The sequence below is a fragment of the Nocardia sp. NPDC055029 genome, from assembly GCF_053608525.1.
Window position 1 is genome coordinate 247,759 of sequence record NZ_JBSGVQ010000004.1, and the last position, 17,877, is coordinate 265,635.

15 protein-coding genes and 4 tRNA genes are annotated in these 17,877 nt (G+C 65.9%); 16 read left to right on the forward strand and 3 right to left on the reverse strand.

Annotated features, from left to right (window positions below):
• Positions 1-50: 50 nt before the first annotated feature.
• The gene (locus tag ACWF9G_RS06050; protein ID WP_379309050.1) at positions 51-1,316 is read right to left on the reverse strand and encodes a geranylgeranyl reductase family protein; all 1,266 of its coding nucleotides are present in this window, start codon (positions 1,314-1,316) and stop codon (positions 51-53) included.
• Positions 1,317-1,461: 145 nt separating this feature from the next.
• Here ACWF9G_RS06050 and ACWF9G_RS06055 point away from each other — a divergent pair, with 145 nt between their 5' ends.
• Complete coding sequence (locus ACWF9G_RS06055) at positions 1,462-2,484, forward strand: polyprenyl synthetase family protein (protein ID WP_452513992.1); 1,023 nt, start codon at positions 1,462-1,464, stop codon at positions 2,482-2,484.
• 248 nt (positions 2,485-2,732) lie between these two features.
• A complete protein-coding gene (gene htpX, locus ACWF9G_RS06060; protein WP_452513993.1) occupies positions 2,733-3,596 on the forward strand; it encodes a zinc metalloprotease HtpX in 864 nt (287 codons plus the stop codon).
• Positions 3,597-3,611: 15 nt separating this feature from the next.
• Here the strand turns inward: htpX and ACWF9G_RS06065 are convergent, their stop codons facing one another.
• On the reverse strand, positions 3,612-4,103 hold the full coding sequence (locus tag ACWF9G_RS06065; protein ID WP_379309046.1) for a YajQ family cyclic di-GMP-binding protein: 492 nt from the start codon (positions 4,101-4,103) through the stop codon (positions 3,612-3,614).
• A gap of 177 nt (positions 4,104-4,280) precedes the next feature.
• On the opposite strand from ACWF9G_RS06065, the gene ACWF9G_RS06070 reads away from it, so the two are divergent.
• The 10 genes from ACWF9G_RS06070 to rplA all read left to right on the forward strand — a co-directional run bounded on the left by ACWF9G_RS06070 (position 4,281) and on the right by rplA (position 9,405).
• A tRNA-Tyr gene (locus ACWF9G_RS06070) sits at positions 4,281-4,363 on the forward strand.
• Between the two features lie 351 nt (positions 4,364-4,714).
• Positions 4,715-4,787, forward strand: a tRNA-Thr gene (locus ACWF9G_RS06075).
• Between the two features lie 58 nt (positions 4,788-4,845).
• Positions 4,846-4,921 (forward strand) — tRNA-Met (locus ACWF9G_RS06080).
• A 36-nt stretch (positions 4,922-4,957) separates the two neighbouring features.
• Complete coding sequence (gene rpmG / locus ACWF9G_RS06085) at positions 4,958-5,128, forward strand: 50S ribosomal protein L33 (protein ID WP_019049401.1); 171 nt, start codon at positions 4,958-4,960, stop codon at positions 5,126-5,128.
• A 145-nt stretch (positions 5,129-5,273) separates the two neighbouring features.
• Complete coding sequence (locus tag ACWF9G_RS06090; protein ID WP_452514027.1) at positions 5,274-6,341, forward strand: fused (3R)-hydroxyacyl-ACP dehydratase subunits HadA/HadB; 1,068 nt, start codon at positions 5,274-5,276, stop codon at positions 6,339-6,341.
• A 197-nt stretch (positions 6,342-6,538) separates the two neighbouring features.
• A tRNA-Trp gene (locus ACWF9G_RS06095) sits at positions 6,539-6,611 on the forward strand.
• Positions 6,612-6,642: 31 nt separating this feature from the next.
• A complete protein-coding gene (gene secE, locus ACWF9G_RS06100; protein WP_379309045.1) occupies positions 6,643-7,020 on the forward strand; it encodes a preprotein translocase subunit SecE in 378 nt (125 codons plus the stop codon).
• Positions 7,021-7,133: 113 nt separating this feature from the next.
• On the forward strand, positions 7,134-7,940 hold the full coding sequence (nusG, locus tag ACWF9G_RS06105; RefSeq protein WP_379309061.1) for a transcription termination/antitermination protein NusG: 807 nt from the start codon (positions 7,134-7,136) through the stop codon (positions 7,938-7,940).
• 238 nt (positions 7,941-8,178) lie between these two features.
• A complete protein-coding gene (gene rplK, locus ACWF9G_RS06110; protein ID WP_019049397.1) occupies positions 8,179-8,613 on the forward strand; it encodes a 50S ribosomal protein L11 in 435 nt (144 codons plus the stop codon).
• A gap of 78 nt (positions 8,614-8,691) precedes the next feature.
• The gene (rplA, locus tag ACWF9G_RS06115) at positions 8,692-9,405 is read left to right on the forward strand and encodes a 50S ribosomal protein L1 (protein ID WP_336084266.1); all 714 of its coding nucleotides are present in this window, start codon (positions 8,692-8,694) and stop codon (positions 9,403-9,405) included.
• 78 nt (positions 9,406-9,483) lie between these two features.
• Here rplA and ACWF9G_RS06120 read toward each other — a convergent pair whose 3' ends face one another.
• Positions 9,484-11,082, reverse strand: a complete 1,599-nt coding sequence (locus tag ACWF9G_RS06120; RefSeq protein WP_452513996.1) for an MFS transporter — start codon at positions 11,080-11,082, stop codon at positions 9,484-9,486.
• A 404-nt stretch (positions 11,083-11,486) separates the two neighbouring features.
• On the opposite strand from ACWF9G_RS06120, the gene rplJ reads away from it, so the two are divergent.
• The 4 genes from rplJ to rpoB all read left to right on the forward strand — a co-directional run bounded on the left by rplJ (position 11,487) and on the right by rpoB (position 17,835).
• A complete protein-coding gene (gene rplJ / locus ACWF9G_RS06125; protein WP_189025604.1) occupies positions 11,487-12,017 on the forward strand; it encodes a 50S ribosomal protein L10 in 531 nt (176 codons plus the stop codon).
• 60 nt (positions 12,018-12,077) lie between these two features.
• A complete protein-coding gene (gene rplL, locus ACWF9G_RS06130; RefSeq protein WP_379309043.1) occupies positions 12,078-12,464 on the forward strand; it encodes a 50S ribosomal protein L7/L12 in 387 nt (128 codons plus the stop codon).
• A 228-nt stretch (positions 12,465-12,692) separates the two neighbouring features.
• A complete protein-coding gene (locus tag ACWF9G_RS06135) occupies positions 12,693-13,778 on the forward strand; it encodes an ABC transporter ATP-binding protein (RefSeq protein ID WP_379309042.1) in 1,086 nt (361 codons plus the stop codon).
• Positions 13,779-14,334: 556 nt separating this feature from the next.
• Complete coding sequence (rpoB, locus tag ACWF9G_RS06140) at positions 14,335-17,835, forward strand: DNA-directed RNA polymerase subunit beta (RefSeq protein WP_379309041.1); 3,501 nt, start codon at positions 14,335-14,337, stop codon at positions 17,833-17,835.
• Positions 17,836-17,877 lie beyond the last annotated feature (42 nt).

Here is a 17,877-nt window from a genome sequence, read left to right on the forward strand (position 1 = left end):
ACCCACGGCGGTGCCGTCGACCCGGGCGGCACCGCACCTGACGGGTGAGCTCAGCTGAACGGGGGTAGGTCGTCGGCGCGTAGCGAGGCGCGTCCCGCTGCCCGCCAGGCGCGCGCGGTGATGTCGAGGTCCTCGTCGGTCACCAGATTGCCCATCACCCGAACGGCCGTGCGCTGTAGGTACTTCGAGCGCATCACCGGCGGCCCGCCGAGCGGGACCATCTTCGGGTGGGTGGCCAGGCCGGCGAGCCTGCGCGCCACCGAGAACGTGCGGCCGTACCGGTCACGCAGCAGCTGCGGCCACACCCGGCTCAGATCGGGCTCGTCCAGCAGCCCGGCGAGCATGTGCCCGCCTTCCAGGCCGTAGTCGATGCCCTCACCGTTGAGCGGATTCACGCAACCCGCGGCGTCACCGACGAGCACCCAGTTCGGCCCGGCCACCCCCGACACCGCACCGCCCATCGGCAGCAGCGCCGACGCGACGGCACGCAGCTCGCCCTCGAGCTCCCATTCCTCGCGGCGCAGCCGGGTGTAGTGCTCGATCAGCGGCTTGAGCGCGATGTGCGACGGCCGCTGTTCGGTCGCCAGCGAACCGACGCCGATGTTCACCTCGCCGTTGCCGAGCGGGAAGATCCAGCCGTAGCCGGGCACCAGCTCGTCGGCCGCGTTGCGCAGCTCGAGGTGCGAGGAGATCCACTGGTCGTCGCTGCGTCCCGACTTGATGTAGGCGCGCGCCGCGGTCCCGTAGGCGAAGCGCCGATGCCAGGTGCGGCCCAACTGTTTTCCGATGGGGGAGCGCACGCCGTCGGCCACGACGAGCACCCGGCAGCGCACCGAGTGGGTGGCATCGCCGATGCGGACCGTCACGCCGGTGACCCGCTCGCCCTCGCGCAGCACCTCGGTGACCTTCGCGCCGTCGACCATCCTGGCACCGGATTTGATCGCGGTCTCGCGCAGCTTGTCGTCGAGTTCGGTTCGGGGAACAGCGCTTCCGTACGTCGGGAACGACCCGTTCGGCCACGGCAGCAACGCCTCCCTGCCGAAACCGGCCATCCGCAGGCCGTGGTTCACCGTGTGCGCGCGCAGCCACTCGCCGAGGCCGAGGTGCTCGAGCTCGGCGGTCGCGCGCGGCGTCAGCCCGTCGCCACAGGTCTTGTCCCGCGGGAAGACCGCGGAATCGAGCAGCAGCACATCGCGTCCGGCGCGCGCGGCCCAGGCCGCCGACGCCGAACCGGCGGGCCCGGCACCGACGACCAGCACCTCGACGGCGGCAGGCAGGACAGCGCGGTCGGCGGGGGTGAAGTCCGGTGAACCCATGGCTCAATACTGGCACCCCAGGGCGCTGTGCGAGAGTGTCGGGTACACCGGGAATAGTCACTGTGTGACGGTGTTCATCGGCGTGGGCGCCGGAACACGCTAGGTTGCTACCCGTCGGGGTCGGACGCATCGCTGGGAGAAGATAATGAGCACATCGGCTGTGAGCGACGAGAGCACCGTGGTTGCCGGGGTAGATCTCGTCGATCCCGAACTCGCCGCCACCGTGCGCGACGGCCTGGCCGCGGTCGAGAAACTGCTCGTCGACGAACTCTCCGACGGCGAGGAATTCCTCCAGGAAGCCGCACTGCACCTGGCCAGGGCAGGCGGCAAGCGGTTCCGCCCGCTGTTCACCGTGCTGACCGGTCAGCTCGGCCCCAATCCCACCGACCCGGCGCTGGTCACCGCGGGCACCGTCGTGGAGCTGGTGCACCTGGCCACGCTGTACCACGACGACGTGATGGACGAGGCCACGCAGCGGCGCGGCGCGGTCAGCGTCAACGCGCGCTGGGGCAACAACATCGCGATCCTGGCAGGCGACTACCTGTTCGCGCACGCCTCCCGGCTCACCTCGACGCTCGGCCCCGACGCGGTCCGGATCATCGCCGAGACCTTCGCCGAGCTGGTCACCGGCCAGATGCGGGAAACCATGGGCGCCAAGCAGTCCCAGGATCCGGTCGAGCACTACCTGCGCGTGGTCTGGGAGAAGACCGGCTCGCTCATCGCCGCGGCGGGCCGTTTCGGCGGCACCTTCTCCGGCGCCGGGTCCGAGCACGTCGAGCGGCTGGCCCGCCTCGGTGACGCCGTCGGCACCGCCTTCCAGATCTCCGACGACATCATCGACATCTCCTCGTCGGCCGAACAGTCCGGCAAGACCCCCGGCACCGACCTGCGCGAGGGCGTGCACACCCTGCCCGTCCTCTACGCCCTGCGCGAGTCCGGCGCCGACAGCGACCGCTTGCGCACCCTGCTCGATCACCCGCTGGAAACCGACGCCGAGGTCGAGGAGGCGCTGGAATTGCTGCGTCGCTCACCCGGCATGGCCAAGGCCAAGGCCAAGCTCCAGGAATACGCCGACCTCGCCGACGCCGAACTGGCTGCCCTCCCGGCAGGCCCGGCCAACGAGGCCCTCACCCGCCTGGTCCGTTACACCATCGAACGTGTCGGCTGACCCGGAACTATCGCTGACGCGCACTCGTTGACCTGACGCGAAGCAACGACAGATTTCGATAGAACATCGGTAACTCGCCGGGTACGCCCAAGACCGTTCACATGGTGAACCGCAAGCCCGGTGCATGACGAATCCCGCGCCTGACGACCGGCAAAAGGCGCGGAGAGGCGGAATTGTCGACCGCAGGCCCGATGCTTGACGAACCACGCGCCCGACGACCGGCAAAAGGCGCGGGGAGGCGGAACTGCATGCCCAATGGGATCAAGACGTTTGGATTGATGGTCGGGCTGTCGGCGTTGATCGTCGCCATCGGGGCGATGTTCCGCAGCCCGACGATCCTGATCATCTCGATCGTGCTGGCCGTCGGCATGAACGCCTACGCGTACTTCAACAGCGACAAACTGGCGCTGAAGGCGATGCACGCGCAACCGGTCAGCGAACTGGAAGCGCCGGTCATGTACCGGATCGTGCGCGAGCTCGCGACCACGGCCCGCCAGCCGATGCCGCGGCTCTACATCAGCCCCACCAACGCGCCCAACGCGTTCGCGACCGGTCGCAACCCCCGGCACGCGGCGGTCTGCTGCACCAGCGGCATCTTGCAGTTGCTCGACGAGCGGGAGTTACGCGCGGTTCTCGGCCACGAGCTGTCGCACGTCTACAACCGCGACATCCTGATCTCGTCGGTGGCGGGCGCGATGGCCTCGATCATCACCGGACTCGCGAACATGGCCTTCTTCGCCAGCTCGTTCGGCAGCAGGGACGGTCAGGGCCCGAACGTCATCGCGGTGCTGCTCGTCTCGCTGCTCGGCCCGATCGCCGCCGGCCTGATCAAGATGGCGGTATCGCGATCGCGCGAGTTCCAGGCCGATCAGTCCGGCGCCGAACTCACCGGTGACCCGCTGGCACTGGCCTCGGCCCTGCGCAAGATCGAACGCGGCGTCCAGGTGGCCCCGCTGCCGCCGGATCCCAAGCTCACCAGCGAATCGCACCTGATGATCGCCAACCCGTTCCGCGCGGGCGACCGCATCGCCCGCTGGTACTCGACACACCCGCCGATGGACGAGCGCATCAGGCGGCTGGAGGAAATGGCGGGCGGCACCCACCGGCACTGAGCGCCGCCCCGCCCGCTACCTGTAGTTCACGAACTGCAGGGCGATGCCGAAGTCCTCGCCCTTGAGCAGGGAGATCACGGCCTGCAGGTCGTCGCGCTTCTTGCTGCTGACCCGCAGCTCCTCGCCCTGGATCTGCGCCTTCACGCCCTTGGGGCCCTCGTCGCGGATCTTCTTGGAGATCTTCTTCGCCTTCTCGGTATCGATGCCCTGCACCAGCGTGCCGGTGATCTTGAACACCTTGCCGGAGGCCTGCGGCTCGCCGGCGTCGAACGCCTTCAGCGAGATGTCACGGCGGATCAGCTTCTCCTTGAACACCTCGAGCGCGGCCTTGACCCGCTCCTCGGCGTTCGCGGTCAGCACGATGGCCTCCTCGCCCGACCACGCGATCGACGCGTCGGTGCCCTTGAAGTCGTAGCGGGAGTTCAGCTCCTTCTCCGCCTGGTGCAGCGCGTTGTCGACCTCCTGGCGATCGACCTTGCTCACCACGTCGAATGACGAATCGGCCACACTGCGCTCCTGTCCCTCACGGTCTGACAATGGGTGCGCCGACAGGTGTGCCGGCCACCGAGACAGTTGTACCCGCATGCCTGGTCCGACCGTGCTCGCAGGGTCGTTGTGCAGGCGGTTTGCATTGGGGGTGTGGGTTCGTTGTAAGCTGCTCAGCGCACCGGAAACGGCGCACAAGGCAGATTGCCCGAGCGGCCAATGGGAGCAGACTGTAAATCTGTCGGTGAAAGCCTACGTAGGTTCGAATCCTACATCTGCCACATCGAACCCCGTCGATCATCAGATCGGCGGGGTTCTTTGGTTTGGTGAAGCAACCCGCTGATCACCCGAGGACATGGGTAACTCCCGCGCCACCTCCGCCCCGAGCGACCACGTGGTGAGCCCGAGGACAAGCAGCTGACCTACCGGACGACCCGCTGAAGTCGCGGGGAGGCGGGGGAGTTGGGGAGTTACCCATGTTCTCGGGTGATCAGTGGGTTGCCTGGGGAAAAAGTGCGTCCTAGCTGGCGATTTGGTAGTGCTGGCGGGTAGTGTGTAATCTTCTTCAGGACGCCGGAGCACGGGGTCGCGCTGATCGGCCCGCCGATACAGACTCTGTGCCACGTAGTCATGCCCCCTTAGCTCAGTCGGCAGAGCGTTTCCATGGTAAGGAAAAGGTCAACGGTTCGATTCCGTTAGGGGGCTCGCCGGATTGCCGGTGGTGACCGACTTTCCCGCCGGCCCACCGTAACAGGTCCGCCGTGGCGGTGTAGCTCAGTCGGTAGAGCAAACGACTCATAATCGTTGTGTCGCCGGTTCAAGTCCGGCCATCGCTACCAATAACGACTCAGCCCAGACCGGAAAGAAGGCATATCGTGGCCGCGAAGTCCACCGATGTCCGGCCAAAGATCACCTTGGCCTGCGAAGAGTGCAAGCATCGCAACTACATCACCAAGAAGAACCGGCGCAACGACCCGGACCGCCTCGAGCTGAAGAAGTTCTGCCCGAACTGCGGAACCCACCGGGCGCACCGCGAGTCGCGCTGATTCACCAGAACATTTGCCGAAGGCCGGACGAAAGTCCGGCCTTTGTGCTTTTTCCGGGGTCGAAACAGTACCCCGGGTGGGCGGTGTTTACACCCCCGGACGGCTTGTGAGCGGTCTACGTGTGAGTAAGGTCCAGGTGGTGACACTGAACACCGGAACTGACGAAGCGGTCACCGCCGCAGCCGCCGAACCGTTCGATCCCGCCGCACACGCGGCGGCGATGGTCGGCCACCACTACCGTGTCGACGACTTCTACGAGGTCGGCCGCGAGAAGGTGCGCGAATACGCCCGTGCCGTGCAGGACTACCACCCGGTGCACTGGGAGGAAGACATCGCGCGCGAGTACGGCCACCAGGGCCTGCTCGCCCCGCTCACCTTCATCTCGCTGGTCGGCATCCTCGCCCAGCGCAAGCTGTTCGAGCGGATCGTCACCGGCTACGACCTGAGCCAGATCATGCAGACCGACCAGATCCTGGAGTTCCACCGCCCGATCCGGGTGGGCGACCAGCTGACCTGTGATGTGTACCTGCATTCCTTCCGGCAGGCCTTCGGCGGCGACATCATCGTCACCAAGAACATCGTCACCGCCCAGGACGACGAGCTGGTGCTCACCACCTACACCACGCTGATCGGCCGCAGCGGCGCCGACATCGATCCGGCGATGTCGGACGCGGTCCGCAACATCCTCATGCACGGCCTCGAGGAGCCCGACCATCACGCGCCGGCCGAGCTCCCCGCCGAGCTCACCCCCGATCCGGTCACCAGGCAGCCGGAGCCTGCCGTCCCCACACACGCCCTGTCCTTCGACAGCGTGGCCGCGGGCGATGAACTGCCGCCGCGCACCGTCCGGCTCACCCGTGGCGATCTGGTGAACTACGCGGGCGTGTCCGGCGACGCCAACCCGATCCACTGGAGCGACGAGATCGTGAAGATGGTCGGCCTGGACGACGTGGTCGCGCACGGCATGCTCACGATGGGCCTCGGCGGCGGTTTCGTCACCTCGTGGCTCGGTGATCCCGGCGCGGTGAAGGAGTACAACGTCCGGTTCACCAGCCCGGTCTTCGTCGGCGCCGAGTCCCCGGCCGAGGTCGAGTTCACCGGTAAGGTGAAGTCGGTCGATCCGGATACCAGGACCGCGGTCGTCGCCATCACGGCGAAGTCGGCGGGCAAGAAGATCTTCGGACGCGCCACGGCAACCGTTCAGCTGTCCTGACCTGGTCGGCTGTACCGGATTGGCGAATACCGCACGCGGTAACGTACACTCGGGACTCTGGGGTCACCGGCTGCTGCGCGCTGATCTTCCCGGGGAGTAGATCCCCACGGAAGCGGCGCGCATGTTGTGTGACACCAGAGCTCGATAATCGAATATCGACTGTGGTTGGACAACGCAGCTCAGGCTGGTTCAACCGAAGGGGCGTAGCTCAATTGGCAGAGCAGCGGTCTCCAAAACCGCAGGTTGCAGGTTCAAGTCCTGTCGCCCCTGCCCTGAATGCCAGCGACGAGGAAGGATCGACGTGAGCGACGAGCGGGATACTCGCGCCGAAGACGGCGACGACACCGCCGCTGCCACTCGGCCGAGCGGCAAGCGGACAGCTCGTCGTGCGCGCACGTCGGATGCTCCGGCGGACACCGGTTCGGTGGCCACGCTGGACCGGCCCTCCTTGCGCAAGGCAGACAAGACTGCCGGGAAGGCCAAATCGGGCAACCCGTTCAAGCGGCTGCTCAAGTTCCTGCGAGAGGTCATCGCGGAACTGCGCAAGGTGATCTGGCCCAACCGGAAGCAGATGGTCACCTATACGGCCGTCGTTCTGGTGTTCGTGGTCTTCATGGTCGCGTTCATCTACGGGATCGATATTGCGTTCATCACGGGTGTCGACTGGCTGTTCGGCTGATCGCCGACACCCCACGCCGGTAGCCGATCGCGGGCCGGAACGGCGGAGTGTGCCTCCGCGCACCTGACCCGGCCCAGACGATGTACGTGACGACACAGGAAGCGAGTGCCGAAGTGAGCACCCCGGAGAACGAAACAAACGCCGAGTTCCCGGTTGACGACACTGTCGTGGCGGAGACCGCCGCCGACGAGGTCGAGGCCACCACCGAGCTCGCTGACGCCGACGCGGCCGACGAGGCCGTCGTCGAGGCCGTCGCCACCGAGGAAGACCCCGAAGCCGACCCCGTCGAGTCGATGAAGGCCAAGCTGCGCCGCGTCCCCGGCGACTGGTACGTCGTGCACTCCTACGCCGGCTACGAGAACAAGGTCAAGACCAACCTCGAGACCCGCGTGCAGAACCTCGGCCTCGAGGACTACATCTTCCAGGTCGAGGTGCCGACCGAAGAGGTCACCGAGATCAAGAACGGGCAGAAGAAGAACGTCAACCGCAAGGTGCTGCCCGGCTACATCCTGGTCCGGATGGAACTGAACAACGAGTCGTGGGGCGCGGTCCGCAACACCCCCGGCGTCACCGGTTTCGTCGGCATGACCGGCGGTGGCCCCGGCGCCAAGCCGACCCCGCTGACCATCAACGAGGTCGTGAAGTTCCTGGTCCCGGCCGGTGCGCAGGCTCAGAAGAAGGCGGCCGCCGCCGCTGCCGCGTCCGGTGCGGACACCGGTGCCGCTGCCGCGGGCAAGCCGGTCATCGAGGTCGACTTCGAGGTCGGCGAGTCGGTCACCGTCATGGACGGCCCGTTCGCGACGCTGCCCGCCAGCATCAGCGAGGTCAACGCCGAGCAGCAGAAGCTCAAGGTGCTCGTCTCGATCTTCGGTCGCGAGACCCCGGTCGAGCTGAACTTCACCCAGGTTTCCAAGATCTAGCTCGAACCAGCTTCGCAACGGCACCGCCTCGGCGGTGCCGTTGTCGTTGATCGACCCTCCCGGCTGCGGCCGCCGCGGCGCGGTTCGGTAGAGTGTGACAGTTCGTGTGTAGACCCGCGCCAGGCGGTTTCCGCCCGGTGTGACGGTCGTGCGCGAATGCCGGGCTTGGACCCGGCGTGGGAGCGATCCCGCAACAGGCTTACGGCAACCGTAAGGAACCGAAACCCAAGGAAGAAAGATGCCCCCCAAGAAGAAGAAGCTCGCCGGGATCATCAAGCTGCAGATCCAGGCCGGTGCCGCGAACCCGGCTCCTCCGGTCGGCCCCGCGCTCGGTCAGCACGGCGTCAACATCATGGAGTTCTGCAAGGCGTACAACGCCGCGACCGAGTCGCAGCGTGGCAACGTCATCCCGGTCGAGATCTCGGTGTACGAGGACCGGACGTTCGACTTCAAGCTGAAGACCCCGCCCGCCGCGCGTCTGCTGCTCAAGGCCGCCGGTGTGCAGAAGGGCTCGGCCGAGCCGCACAAGACCAAGGTCGCCAAGGTCACCATGGACCAGGTCCGGGAGATCGCCAAGACCAAGGCCGAGGATCTCAACGCCACCGATCTCGATCAGGCCGCGAAGATCATCGCCGGTACCGCCCGCTCGATGGGTATCACCGTCGAAGGCTGAGCGAATCTCGCTCCATGTGGGAGGGCCGGCCAGGCCCGGAAACCACATCTGAACTCGCAACTTTAAGGACAGAGAAACATGGCAAAGCGAAGCAAGGCGTATCTCGCCGCTGCTGAGAAGGTCGATCGCGACAAGCTGTACTCCCCGCTGGCCGCTGCGCGCCTGGCGAAGGAGACCTCCACCACCAAGACCGACGCGACCGTCGAGGTCGCCGTTCGTCTCGGCGTGGACCCCCGTAAGGCCGACCAGATGGTCCGTGGCACCGTCAACCTGCCGCACGGCACCGGTAAGACCGCCCGCGTCATCGTGTTCGCCGCAGGCGAGAAGGCCGCCGAGGCCGAGGCCGCCGGTGCCGACGCCGTCGGCGCCGAGGACCTGATCGAGCGGATCCAGGGCGGCTGGCTGGACTTCGACGCCGCGATCGCCACCCCGGACCAGATGGCCAAGGTCGGCCGCATCGCGCGTGTCCTCGGCCCGCGTGGTCTGATGCCGAACCCGAAGACGGGCACCGTCACCAACGATGTGACCAAGGCCGTCAACGACATCAAGGGCGGCAAGATCAACTTCCGCGTCGACAAGCAGGCCAACCTGCACTTCGTCATCGGCAAGGCGTCCTTCGACGACGCCAAGCTGGTGGAGAACTACGGCGCCGCGCTGGACGAGATCCTGCGTGTGAAGCCGTCGACCGCCAAGGGCCGCTACGTCAAGAAGATCACGGTTTCGACCAACACCGGACCGGGCATCCCGGTGGACCCGAACCGCACCCGCAACCTCCTCGACGAGGATGCGTGAGCTTCTCCTGACAGGTAGCTCCTGATCGACCACGAGGGTGGGAACGCACTGCGTTCCCACCCTCGCGGTTTTCCGGGGTCAGTCTTTCTTGCGCCAGCCGAGCAGGACCGATTCGCCACCCTGCGGCTTCCACGGCAGGAAGACCGCCACGATCAGCGCGCAGACGAGAACCGCGCCGGTCGCGACCAGGGACGCGGCGTGCGCGCCCTGGAGCGTCGCCGTCTTCATGGCGACGATGAGGTTCTCGCGCTGTGACTCGAGGAACGGGGTCAGTTCGCGTTTACGCAGTTCCAGCACGCTGAGCGGACTGGCCTTGACCAGGCTCTTCTCGTTGTCGTTCATGATGCCGACGGGGATGGCGTCGATCCGGGCGCCGATCCGGCTGGTGTAATACGACGCGACGATCGAGCCGAGCACCGCGACGCCGAGGGTGCCGCCGATCTCGCGGGTGGTGTCGTTGACGGCCGAGCCGGCGCCTGCCTCGTCGAGGGGCAGTGCGGACATGATCGACTCCGTCGCCGGTCCCTGCACGATGCCGAGGCCGAGCGCCATCGACACCATCGAGGGCAGCACGCCGATCAGATAGCTGCTGTCGACGGTGACCTGCCCGCCCAGGTAGAGGCCGAGACCGGTGAGCAGGAGTCCGATCACCAGCACCGCGGTGGTGCCGACCCGTTGCGCCAGCAGCGTCGCGACCGGAGCGCCGATGGCCACCGAGAACGCGAATGGCAAAGACGCGATGCCGAATTCGAGCGGGGTGTATTCACGCACGCCCTGGAAATACTGCGTGATGAGAAACAGGAATCCGAACATCGAGAAGTAACCGATGGCAATTGCCAAGGCGGGCAACGAGAATCGCCGGTTCCGGAACAGCCGCATATCGAGAATCGGTGCGGCCGTGCGCAATTCCCAGGTGACGAAAGCGGCGAGCAGTACGACGCCGAGTGCCGCGGTGCACAGTGTGGTGAGCGAGAGCCAGCCGTTGTGCGGTGCTTCGATGATGGCCCACACCACCAGCGTGATGCCCGCGATCGACAGGAAGATGCCGGGCAGATCCAGCTTGCCGACCTGGTCGGCGCGCGATTCCGGCACCCAGATCAGCGTCGCGACCAGCGCGGCCAGCGCCACCGGCACATTGATCCAGAACACCGAGTGCCAGCTGAAGTGCTCGAGCAGCCAGCCGCCCGAGATCGGGCCGATGGCGATGGCGAAACCGGCCATCGCGGTCCAGGCGGCGATGGCCAGCGCGCGTTCGCGCTTGTCGGTGAAGATGTTGATGATCAGGGCCAGGGTGGCGGGAAAGACGGCGGCGGCGAAGACGCCCATCGCCGCGCGGGCCGCGATGACCTGGGTCATCGATTCGGCGAGCGCGCCGCCGACCGACATCACGGCGATGCCGACCAGGCCGATCGTCATGATCCGCCTGCGTCCGTAGCGGTCGCCGAGATTGCCCGCCGCGAGCAGCAGGCCGGCGAAGGTGAGGGTGTAGGCGTCGACGACCCATTGCAGGCCGGAGACGCCGGTCTGCAGCTGGACGCCGATGGAGGGGAGCGCGACGTTGACGATGGTGTTGTCGAGGACGACCAGCAGTTCGGCCAGACAGATCACGGCGAGTGCGAGGAATCGCTGTGAACGTCGGTCCAGCAGCGGTGGTGGAGCGACTATGGAGGTTGCCATAGGTGAGGAGTGAACCAGGTTACTGTCACCTTGCGTAACACCTTTTTGGTGCGATTGCTACCACATTGCAGGAACGAAAGTGACCTGCGCCACAGTAGATTCGGCCGAATCGGGCGGCCGTCGAACCCGTTTTGGCAGATGGGGGTAGGTGCCGGTACAGTGGACTCCGGTCATCGACATGTTCGATGACTACCCATTCGTTCTACCGAAGACCGTTGGTCGTCGATGCCGCTTGCGTGGTGTCGATCGAAGGTCCGGCGACATTGCCGGCGGCCCACGCAGGGAGAGCTGAGGCCGATACTTTCGCGCCCCGGTACGCCTTGCGTCCGGGGCGTTAGTTTTGTCGCCGGCCCCTGAATTCGGTAGTGCGCGTTCACGAACCGACATCAGAGAGGAGGCGAAGTATGGCGAAGCCTGAAAAGGTCACCGCTGTCGCGGAGATCGCGGAGCAGTTCAAGAACTCCACGGCCACTGTTGTCACGGAATACCGTGGTCTTTCGGTCGGCAAGCTCACCGAGCTGCGTCGTGCGCTCGGCGCCGAGGCCACGTACTCCGTCGCCAAGAACACCCTGGTCAAGCTCGCGGCCGCGGAAGCGGGCGTCGAGGGCCTGGACGACTTGTTCGTCGGACCGACCGCCATCACCTTCATCCAGGGTGAGCCGGTCAACGCCGCGAAGGCGCTCAAGACCTTCGCCAAGGACAACAAGGCGCTCGTCATCAAGGGCGGCTACATGGACGGCGCTGCGCTGTCCGTGTCCGAGGTCGAGAAGATCGCCGACCTGGAGACCCGCGAGGTCCTGCTGGCCAAGCTGGCCGGTGCGATGAAGGGCAACATGTCCAAGGCTGCCGGGCTGTTCTCGGCTCCCGCAGGTCAGGTGGCCCGTCTGGCCGCCGCGCTGCAGGAGAAGAAGCAGGCCGAAGGCGCTGCCGAGTAATACCCCCGCACGGGTATTACGCCCGCGCGCACAAGACATTCACCACCGAAAGGAACAATCATGGCCAAGCTGTCCACCGAAGAGCTGCTCGAGGTTTTCTCGGAGATGACCCTCCTGGAGCTGTCCGGCTTCGTGAAGGCGTTCGAGGAGAAGTTCGAGGTCACCGCCGCTGCCCCCGTCGCCGTTGCCGCTGCCGGTGGCGCCGCTGCTCCGGCCGAGGCCGCTGAGGAGCAGGACGAGTTCGACGTCATCCTCGAGGGTGCGGGCGACAAGAAGATCCAGGTCATCAAGGTGGTCCGTGAGATCGTCTCCGGCCTGGGCCTGAAGGAAGCCAAGGACCTGGTCGAGGGTGCCCCGAAGCCGATCCTGGAGAAGGTCGCCAAGGAGGCCGCCGAGGCTGCCAAGGCGAAGCTGGAAGAGGCCGGCGCCAAGGTGTCCGTCAAGTAATTCAGCGCTTCGCGTTTGCGAACGGGCGGTCCTTTCGAGGGCCGCCCGTTTGTCATTTATCCCGACATGGGAAGGTGATACGCGCTGTAGCACTGGGCGGGTTACTCTTCAGTCATGTAAGGGTGTGCCCCGTCTCACTCATGGGTTACAGTGACCGGACCCACAGTGTCGTGACGCACCGCCGTGATGTGAGCGCGCGGTCAGCGGGTGGGGTGCTCGCAGGGAACAATGGAGGTAGGCGTGGGCGTCGAGGTCAGGACCGAGGGTGTTACCAAGTCCTTCGGTTCGCAGCGAATTTGGCAGGACGTGTCGATCACGCTCCCTTCGGGTGAGGTGAGCGCCCTGCTCGGCCCTTCGGGTACGGGTAAGTCGGTGTTCCTGAAGTCGCTCATCGGTCTGTTGCGGCCGGAGCGCGGGTCCATCTTCATCGATGGCACCGATATCACCACCTGCTCCAACAAGGAGCTCTACGAGATCCGCAAACTGTTCGGCGTCCTCTTCCAGGACGGCGCGCTGTTCGGCTCGATGAACCTGTTCGACAACATCGCTTTCCCCCTTCGTGAGCACACGAAGAAGTCGGAAACCGAGATCAAGCGCATCGTCATGGAGAAGCTCGAGCTGACCGGTCTGCTCGGCGCCGAGAACAAGCTCCCCGGCGAGATCTCCGGCGGTATGCGCAAGCGTGCCGGCCTGGCCCGCGCGCTGGTCCTCGACCCGCAGATCATCCTGGTCGACGAGCCCGACTCCGGTCTCGACCCCGTGCGTACCTCGTACCTGGCGCAGCTGCTGCTCAACATCAACGCCCAGATCGACGCCACGATCCTCATCGTGACGCACAACATCAACCTGGCCCGTACCGTGCCGGACAACATCGGCATGCTCTTCCGCCGCCAGCTGGTCATGTTCGGCCCGCGCGAGGTGCTGCTGACCAGCGAGGAGCCGGTCGTCAAGCAGTTCCTCAACGGCCGCATGATCGGCCCGATCGGCATGTCCGAGGAGAAGGACGAGGCGCAGATGGCGCGCGAGCAGGCGCTCGTCGACGCCGGTCACCACCACGGTGGCGCCGAGGAGATCGAGGGCATCATCCCGCAGATGAAGGCCGAGCCGGGCATGCCCGCTCGCCAGGCCGTCTTCCGCCGCCAGGCGCGGGTGCGTGAGATCATGCACACCCTGCCGCACGCGGCCCAGGTGGCGATCCGCGAGTCGCTCGACGAGTCCGCTGACGACACCCAGGTGATGGCCGCCTACGGCAGCGAGCACCCCACCGCCCAGTTCGACACCAAGACGATTCCGCACGGCCAGATCAACAGCTGAGCGACTTTCACTCCCCCTACGAGCCCCGGCCACTCGGCCGGGGCTCGTAGTGCGTTCAGGGGCGGTCGCAGCAATGGCACGACCGGAAAAACGGGCGCTGAGCGGCGGTTACGCGAGTTGGCGCACACGGCGTGTCGCGAGTAAAATGGCCGCGGTTCCGGACGGGGATGCGCAGCGCGCCAGTCGATCTCACTTCTCGGACAGACCGCGCCGCGCCACTTGACGAGGCGGGCGCGAACCGTCACCCTATTCACAGCAGCGTCAGCTGTTACAGGGGCTTCAGCGCCCAGAACACCCGACGCGGCCAGCGTCACGGGAGTTCGGCGCGTTTGCCGTGTGAGCGGTCGCACGGATGGTACGTTGACACCCCCGTGTATGTGGGTGTAAGTTTGGACGTTGCGCTGGCTGCCTCCTGTCCACACCTTGATTCGCACTCGTAAGTTCCACCTTCCGGTGTTACTTCCGCTGCTGCCTGTTCGGGTTTCGTTCGGGTTGTAACCAGCGGAATTCGTAGCAGACAAGCGACGGTCGCGGACCACCACGCGACGCGCGTGAGGTGCTGGAAGGACGCATCTTGGCAGTCTCCACCCAGACCAAGGCTGGAATCCCCGGAGCCCCGTTGAGGGTTTCGTTCGCGAAGATCCGTGAGCCCTTGGAGGTGCCCGGACTTCTCGACCTACAAACGGACTCGTTCGCCTGGTTGGTCGGTACCCCCGACTGGCGTGAGAAGGCGGCCGCACGCGGCGACGTCGGTCTCGCAGGCGGCTTGGAGGAGGTGCTCGAGGAGCTCTCGCCGATCGAGGACTTCTCCGGTTCGATGTCCCTGTCGTTCTCCGATCCGCGCTTCGAAGAGGTCAAGGCCTCTATCGATGAGTGCAAAGAGAAGGACATGACCTACGCGGCGCCGTTGTTCGTCACCGCGGAGTTCATCAACAACAACACCGGCGAGATCAAGAGCCAGACGGTCTTCATGGGTGATTTCCCCATGATGACCAACAAGGGCACCTTCATCATCAACGGCACCGAGCGCGTCGTCGTCTCGCAGCTGGTCCGCTCCCCGGGCGTCTACTTCGATCACAGCATCGACAAGGGCACCGAGAAGGACCTGCACAGCGTGCGCGTGATCCCGTCGCGCGGCGCGTGGCTGGAGTTCGACGTCGACAAGCGCGACACCGTCGGTGTCCGCATCGACCGCAAGCGCCGTCAGCCGGTCACCGTGCTGCTCAAGGCGCTGGGCTGGACCACCGAGGAGATCGTCGAGCGTTTCGGCTTCTCCGAGATCATGATGTCCACCCTGGAGAAGGACAGCACGCCCGGCCAGGACGAGGCGCTGCTCGACATCTACCGCAAGCTGCGTCCGGGCGAGCCGCCGACCAAGGAGTCCGCGCAGACCCTGCTGGAGAACCTGTTCTTCAAGGAGAAGCGCTACGACCTGGCGCGCGTCGGTCGCTACAAGATCAACAAGAAGCTCGGCATCCACGTGCACGAGCCGGTGACCTCCTCGGTGCTGACCAAGGAAGACATCGTCACCACCATCGAGTACCTGGTGCGTCTGCACGCCGGTGACCGCTCGATGACCGCCCCCGGTGGCGAAGAGGTCCCCGTCGAGATCGACGACATCGACCACTTCGGCAACCGTCGTCTGCGCACCGTCGGCGAGCTGATCCAGAACCAGATCCGCGTCGGCCTGTCCCGCATGGAGCGCGTGGTCCGCGAGCGGATGACGACTCAGGACGTCGAGGCGATCACGCCGCAGACCCTGATCAACATCCGTCCGGTCGTCGCCGCGATCAAGGAGTTCTTCGGAACCTCCCAGCTGTCGCAGTTCATGGACCAGAACAACCCGCTGTCGGGTCTGACCCACAAGCGCCGCCTGTCGGCGCTGGGCCCCGGTGGTCTGTCCCGTGAGCGCGCGGGCCTGGAAGTCCGTGACGTCCACCCGTCGCACTACGGCCGCATGTGCCCGATCGAGACCCCGGAAGGCCCGAACATCGGCCTGATCGGTTCGCTGTCGGTGTACGCGCGGGTCAACCCGTTCGGCTTCATCGAGACGCCGTACCAGAAGGTCGTCGACGGCAAGGTCACCGATGAGGTCAAGTACCTGACCGCCGACGAGGAAGACCGCTACGTTCGCGCGCAGGCCAACTCCCCGGTCGACGCCGATGGCCGCTTCCTCGAGGAGAAGGTCCTCGTCCGCCGTGCGGGCGAAGAGGTCGAGTTCGTGACGCCGGCTCAGGTCGACTACATGGACATCTCGCCGCGCCAGATGGTGTCGGTCGCGACGGCCATGATCCCGTTCCTCGAGCACGACGACGCCAACCGTGCCCTCATGGGCGCGAACATGCAGCGTCAGGCCGTGCCGCTGATCCGTTCCGAGTCCCCGATCGTGGGCACCGGCATGGAGCTGCGCGCCGCGGTCGACGCGGGCGATGTCGTGGTGAACGAGAAGCCGGGTGTTGTCGAGGAGGTCTCGGCCGACTACGTCACCGTGATGGCCGACGACGGCAGCCGCAAGTCCTACCGGATGCGCAAGTTCAACCGCTCGAACCAGGGCACCTGCTCCAACCAGCGTCCGATCGTGGACGAGGGTCAGCGGGTGGAGAAGGGCCAGGTTCTGGCCGACGGCCCCTGCACCGAGAACGGTGAGATGGCGCTGGGCAAGAACCTGCTCGTCGCCGTCATGCCGTGGGAAGGCCACAACTACGAGGACGCGATCATCCTGTCGCAGCGCCTCGTGGAAGAGGACGTTCTCACCTCGATCCACATCGAAGAGCACGAGATCGACGCCCGCGACACCAAGCTGGGCGCCGAGGAGATCACCCGGGACATCCCGAACGTCTCCGACGAGGTGCTGGCCGACCTGGACGAGCGCGGCATCATCCGCATCGGCGCCGAGGTCCGTGACGGCGACATCCTGGTCGGCAAGGTCACCCCGAAGGGCGAGACCGAGCTGACCCCCGAGGAGCGCCTGCTCCGCGCGATCTTCGGTGAGAAGGCGCGCGAGGTGCGCGACACCTCGCTGAAGGTGCCCCACGGTGAGTCCGGCAAGGTCATCGGCATCCGCGTGTTCTCGCGCGAGGACGACGACGATCTGCCTCCCGGTGTCAACGAACTGGTCCGGGTCTACGTGGCCCAGAAGCGCAAGATCCAGGACGGCGACAAGCTCGCGGGCCGCCACGGCAACAAGGGCGTCATCGGCAAGATCCTCCCCGTCGAGGACATGCCGTTCATGCCCGACGGCACCCCGATCGACATCATCCTGAACACCCACGGTGTTCCGCGGCGTATGAACATCGGCCAGATCCTGGAAACCCACCTCGGGTGGATCGGTAAGGCCGGCTGGAATATCGACGTGGCCACGGACGGTACCCGTCCCGAGTGGGCGGCCACGCTGCCCGAGGAGATGCTGGCCGCGCCGGCCGACTCGAACATCGCGACGCCCGTCTTCGACGGTGCCAAGGATGACGAGCTGACCGGTCTGCTTGCTTCGACTCTGCCGAACCGTGACGGTGAGCGCATGGTCGACGAGAACGGCAAGGCGACCCTGTTCGACGGCCGCTCCGGCGAGCCGTTCCCGTACCCGGTCGCGGTCGGTTACATGTACATCCTGAAGCTGCACCACCTGGTCGACGACAAGATCCACGCCCGTTCGACCGGTCCGTACTCGATGATCACGCAGCAGCCGCTGGGTGGTAAGGCGCAGTTCGGTGGTCAGCGTTTCGGTGAGATGGAGTGCTGGGCCATGCAGGCCTACGGCGCGGCGTACACGCTGCAGGAACTCCTGACCATCAAGTCCGACGACGTGGTGGGCCGTGTGAAGGTCTACGAGGCGATCGTCAAGGGCGAGAACATTCCGGAGCCGGGCATTCCGGAGTCGTTCAAGGTGCTCCTCAAGGAACTCCAGTCGCTGTGCCTCAACGTGGAAGTGCTGTCTTCGGACGGCGCCGCGATCGAGATGCGCGACGGCGACGACGAGGATCTGGAGCGCGCCGCGGCGAACCTGGGCATCAACCTGTCCAGGAACGAAGCGGCCACCGTCGACGATTTGGCGAACTAGGTGGTGACGCGGGTGGCTGTTGCAACAGCCACCCGCACACCG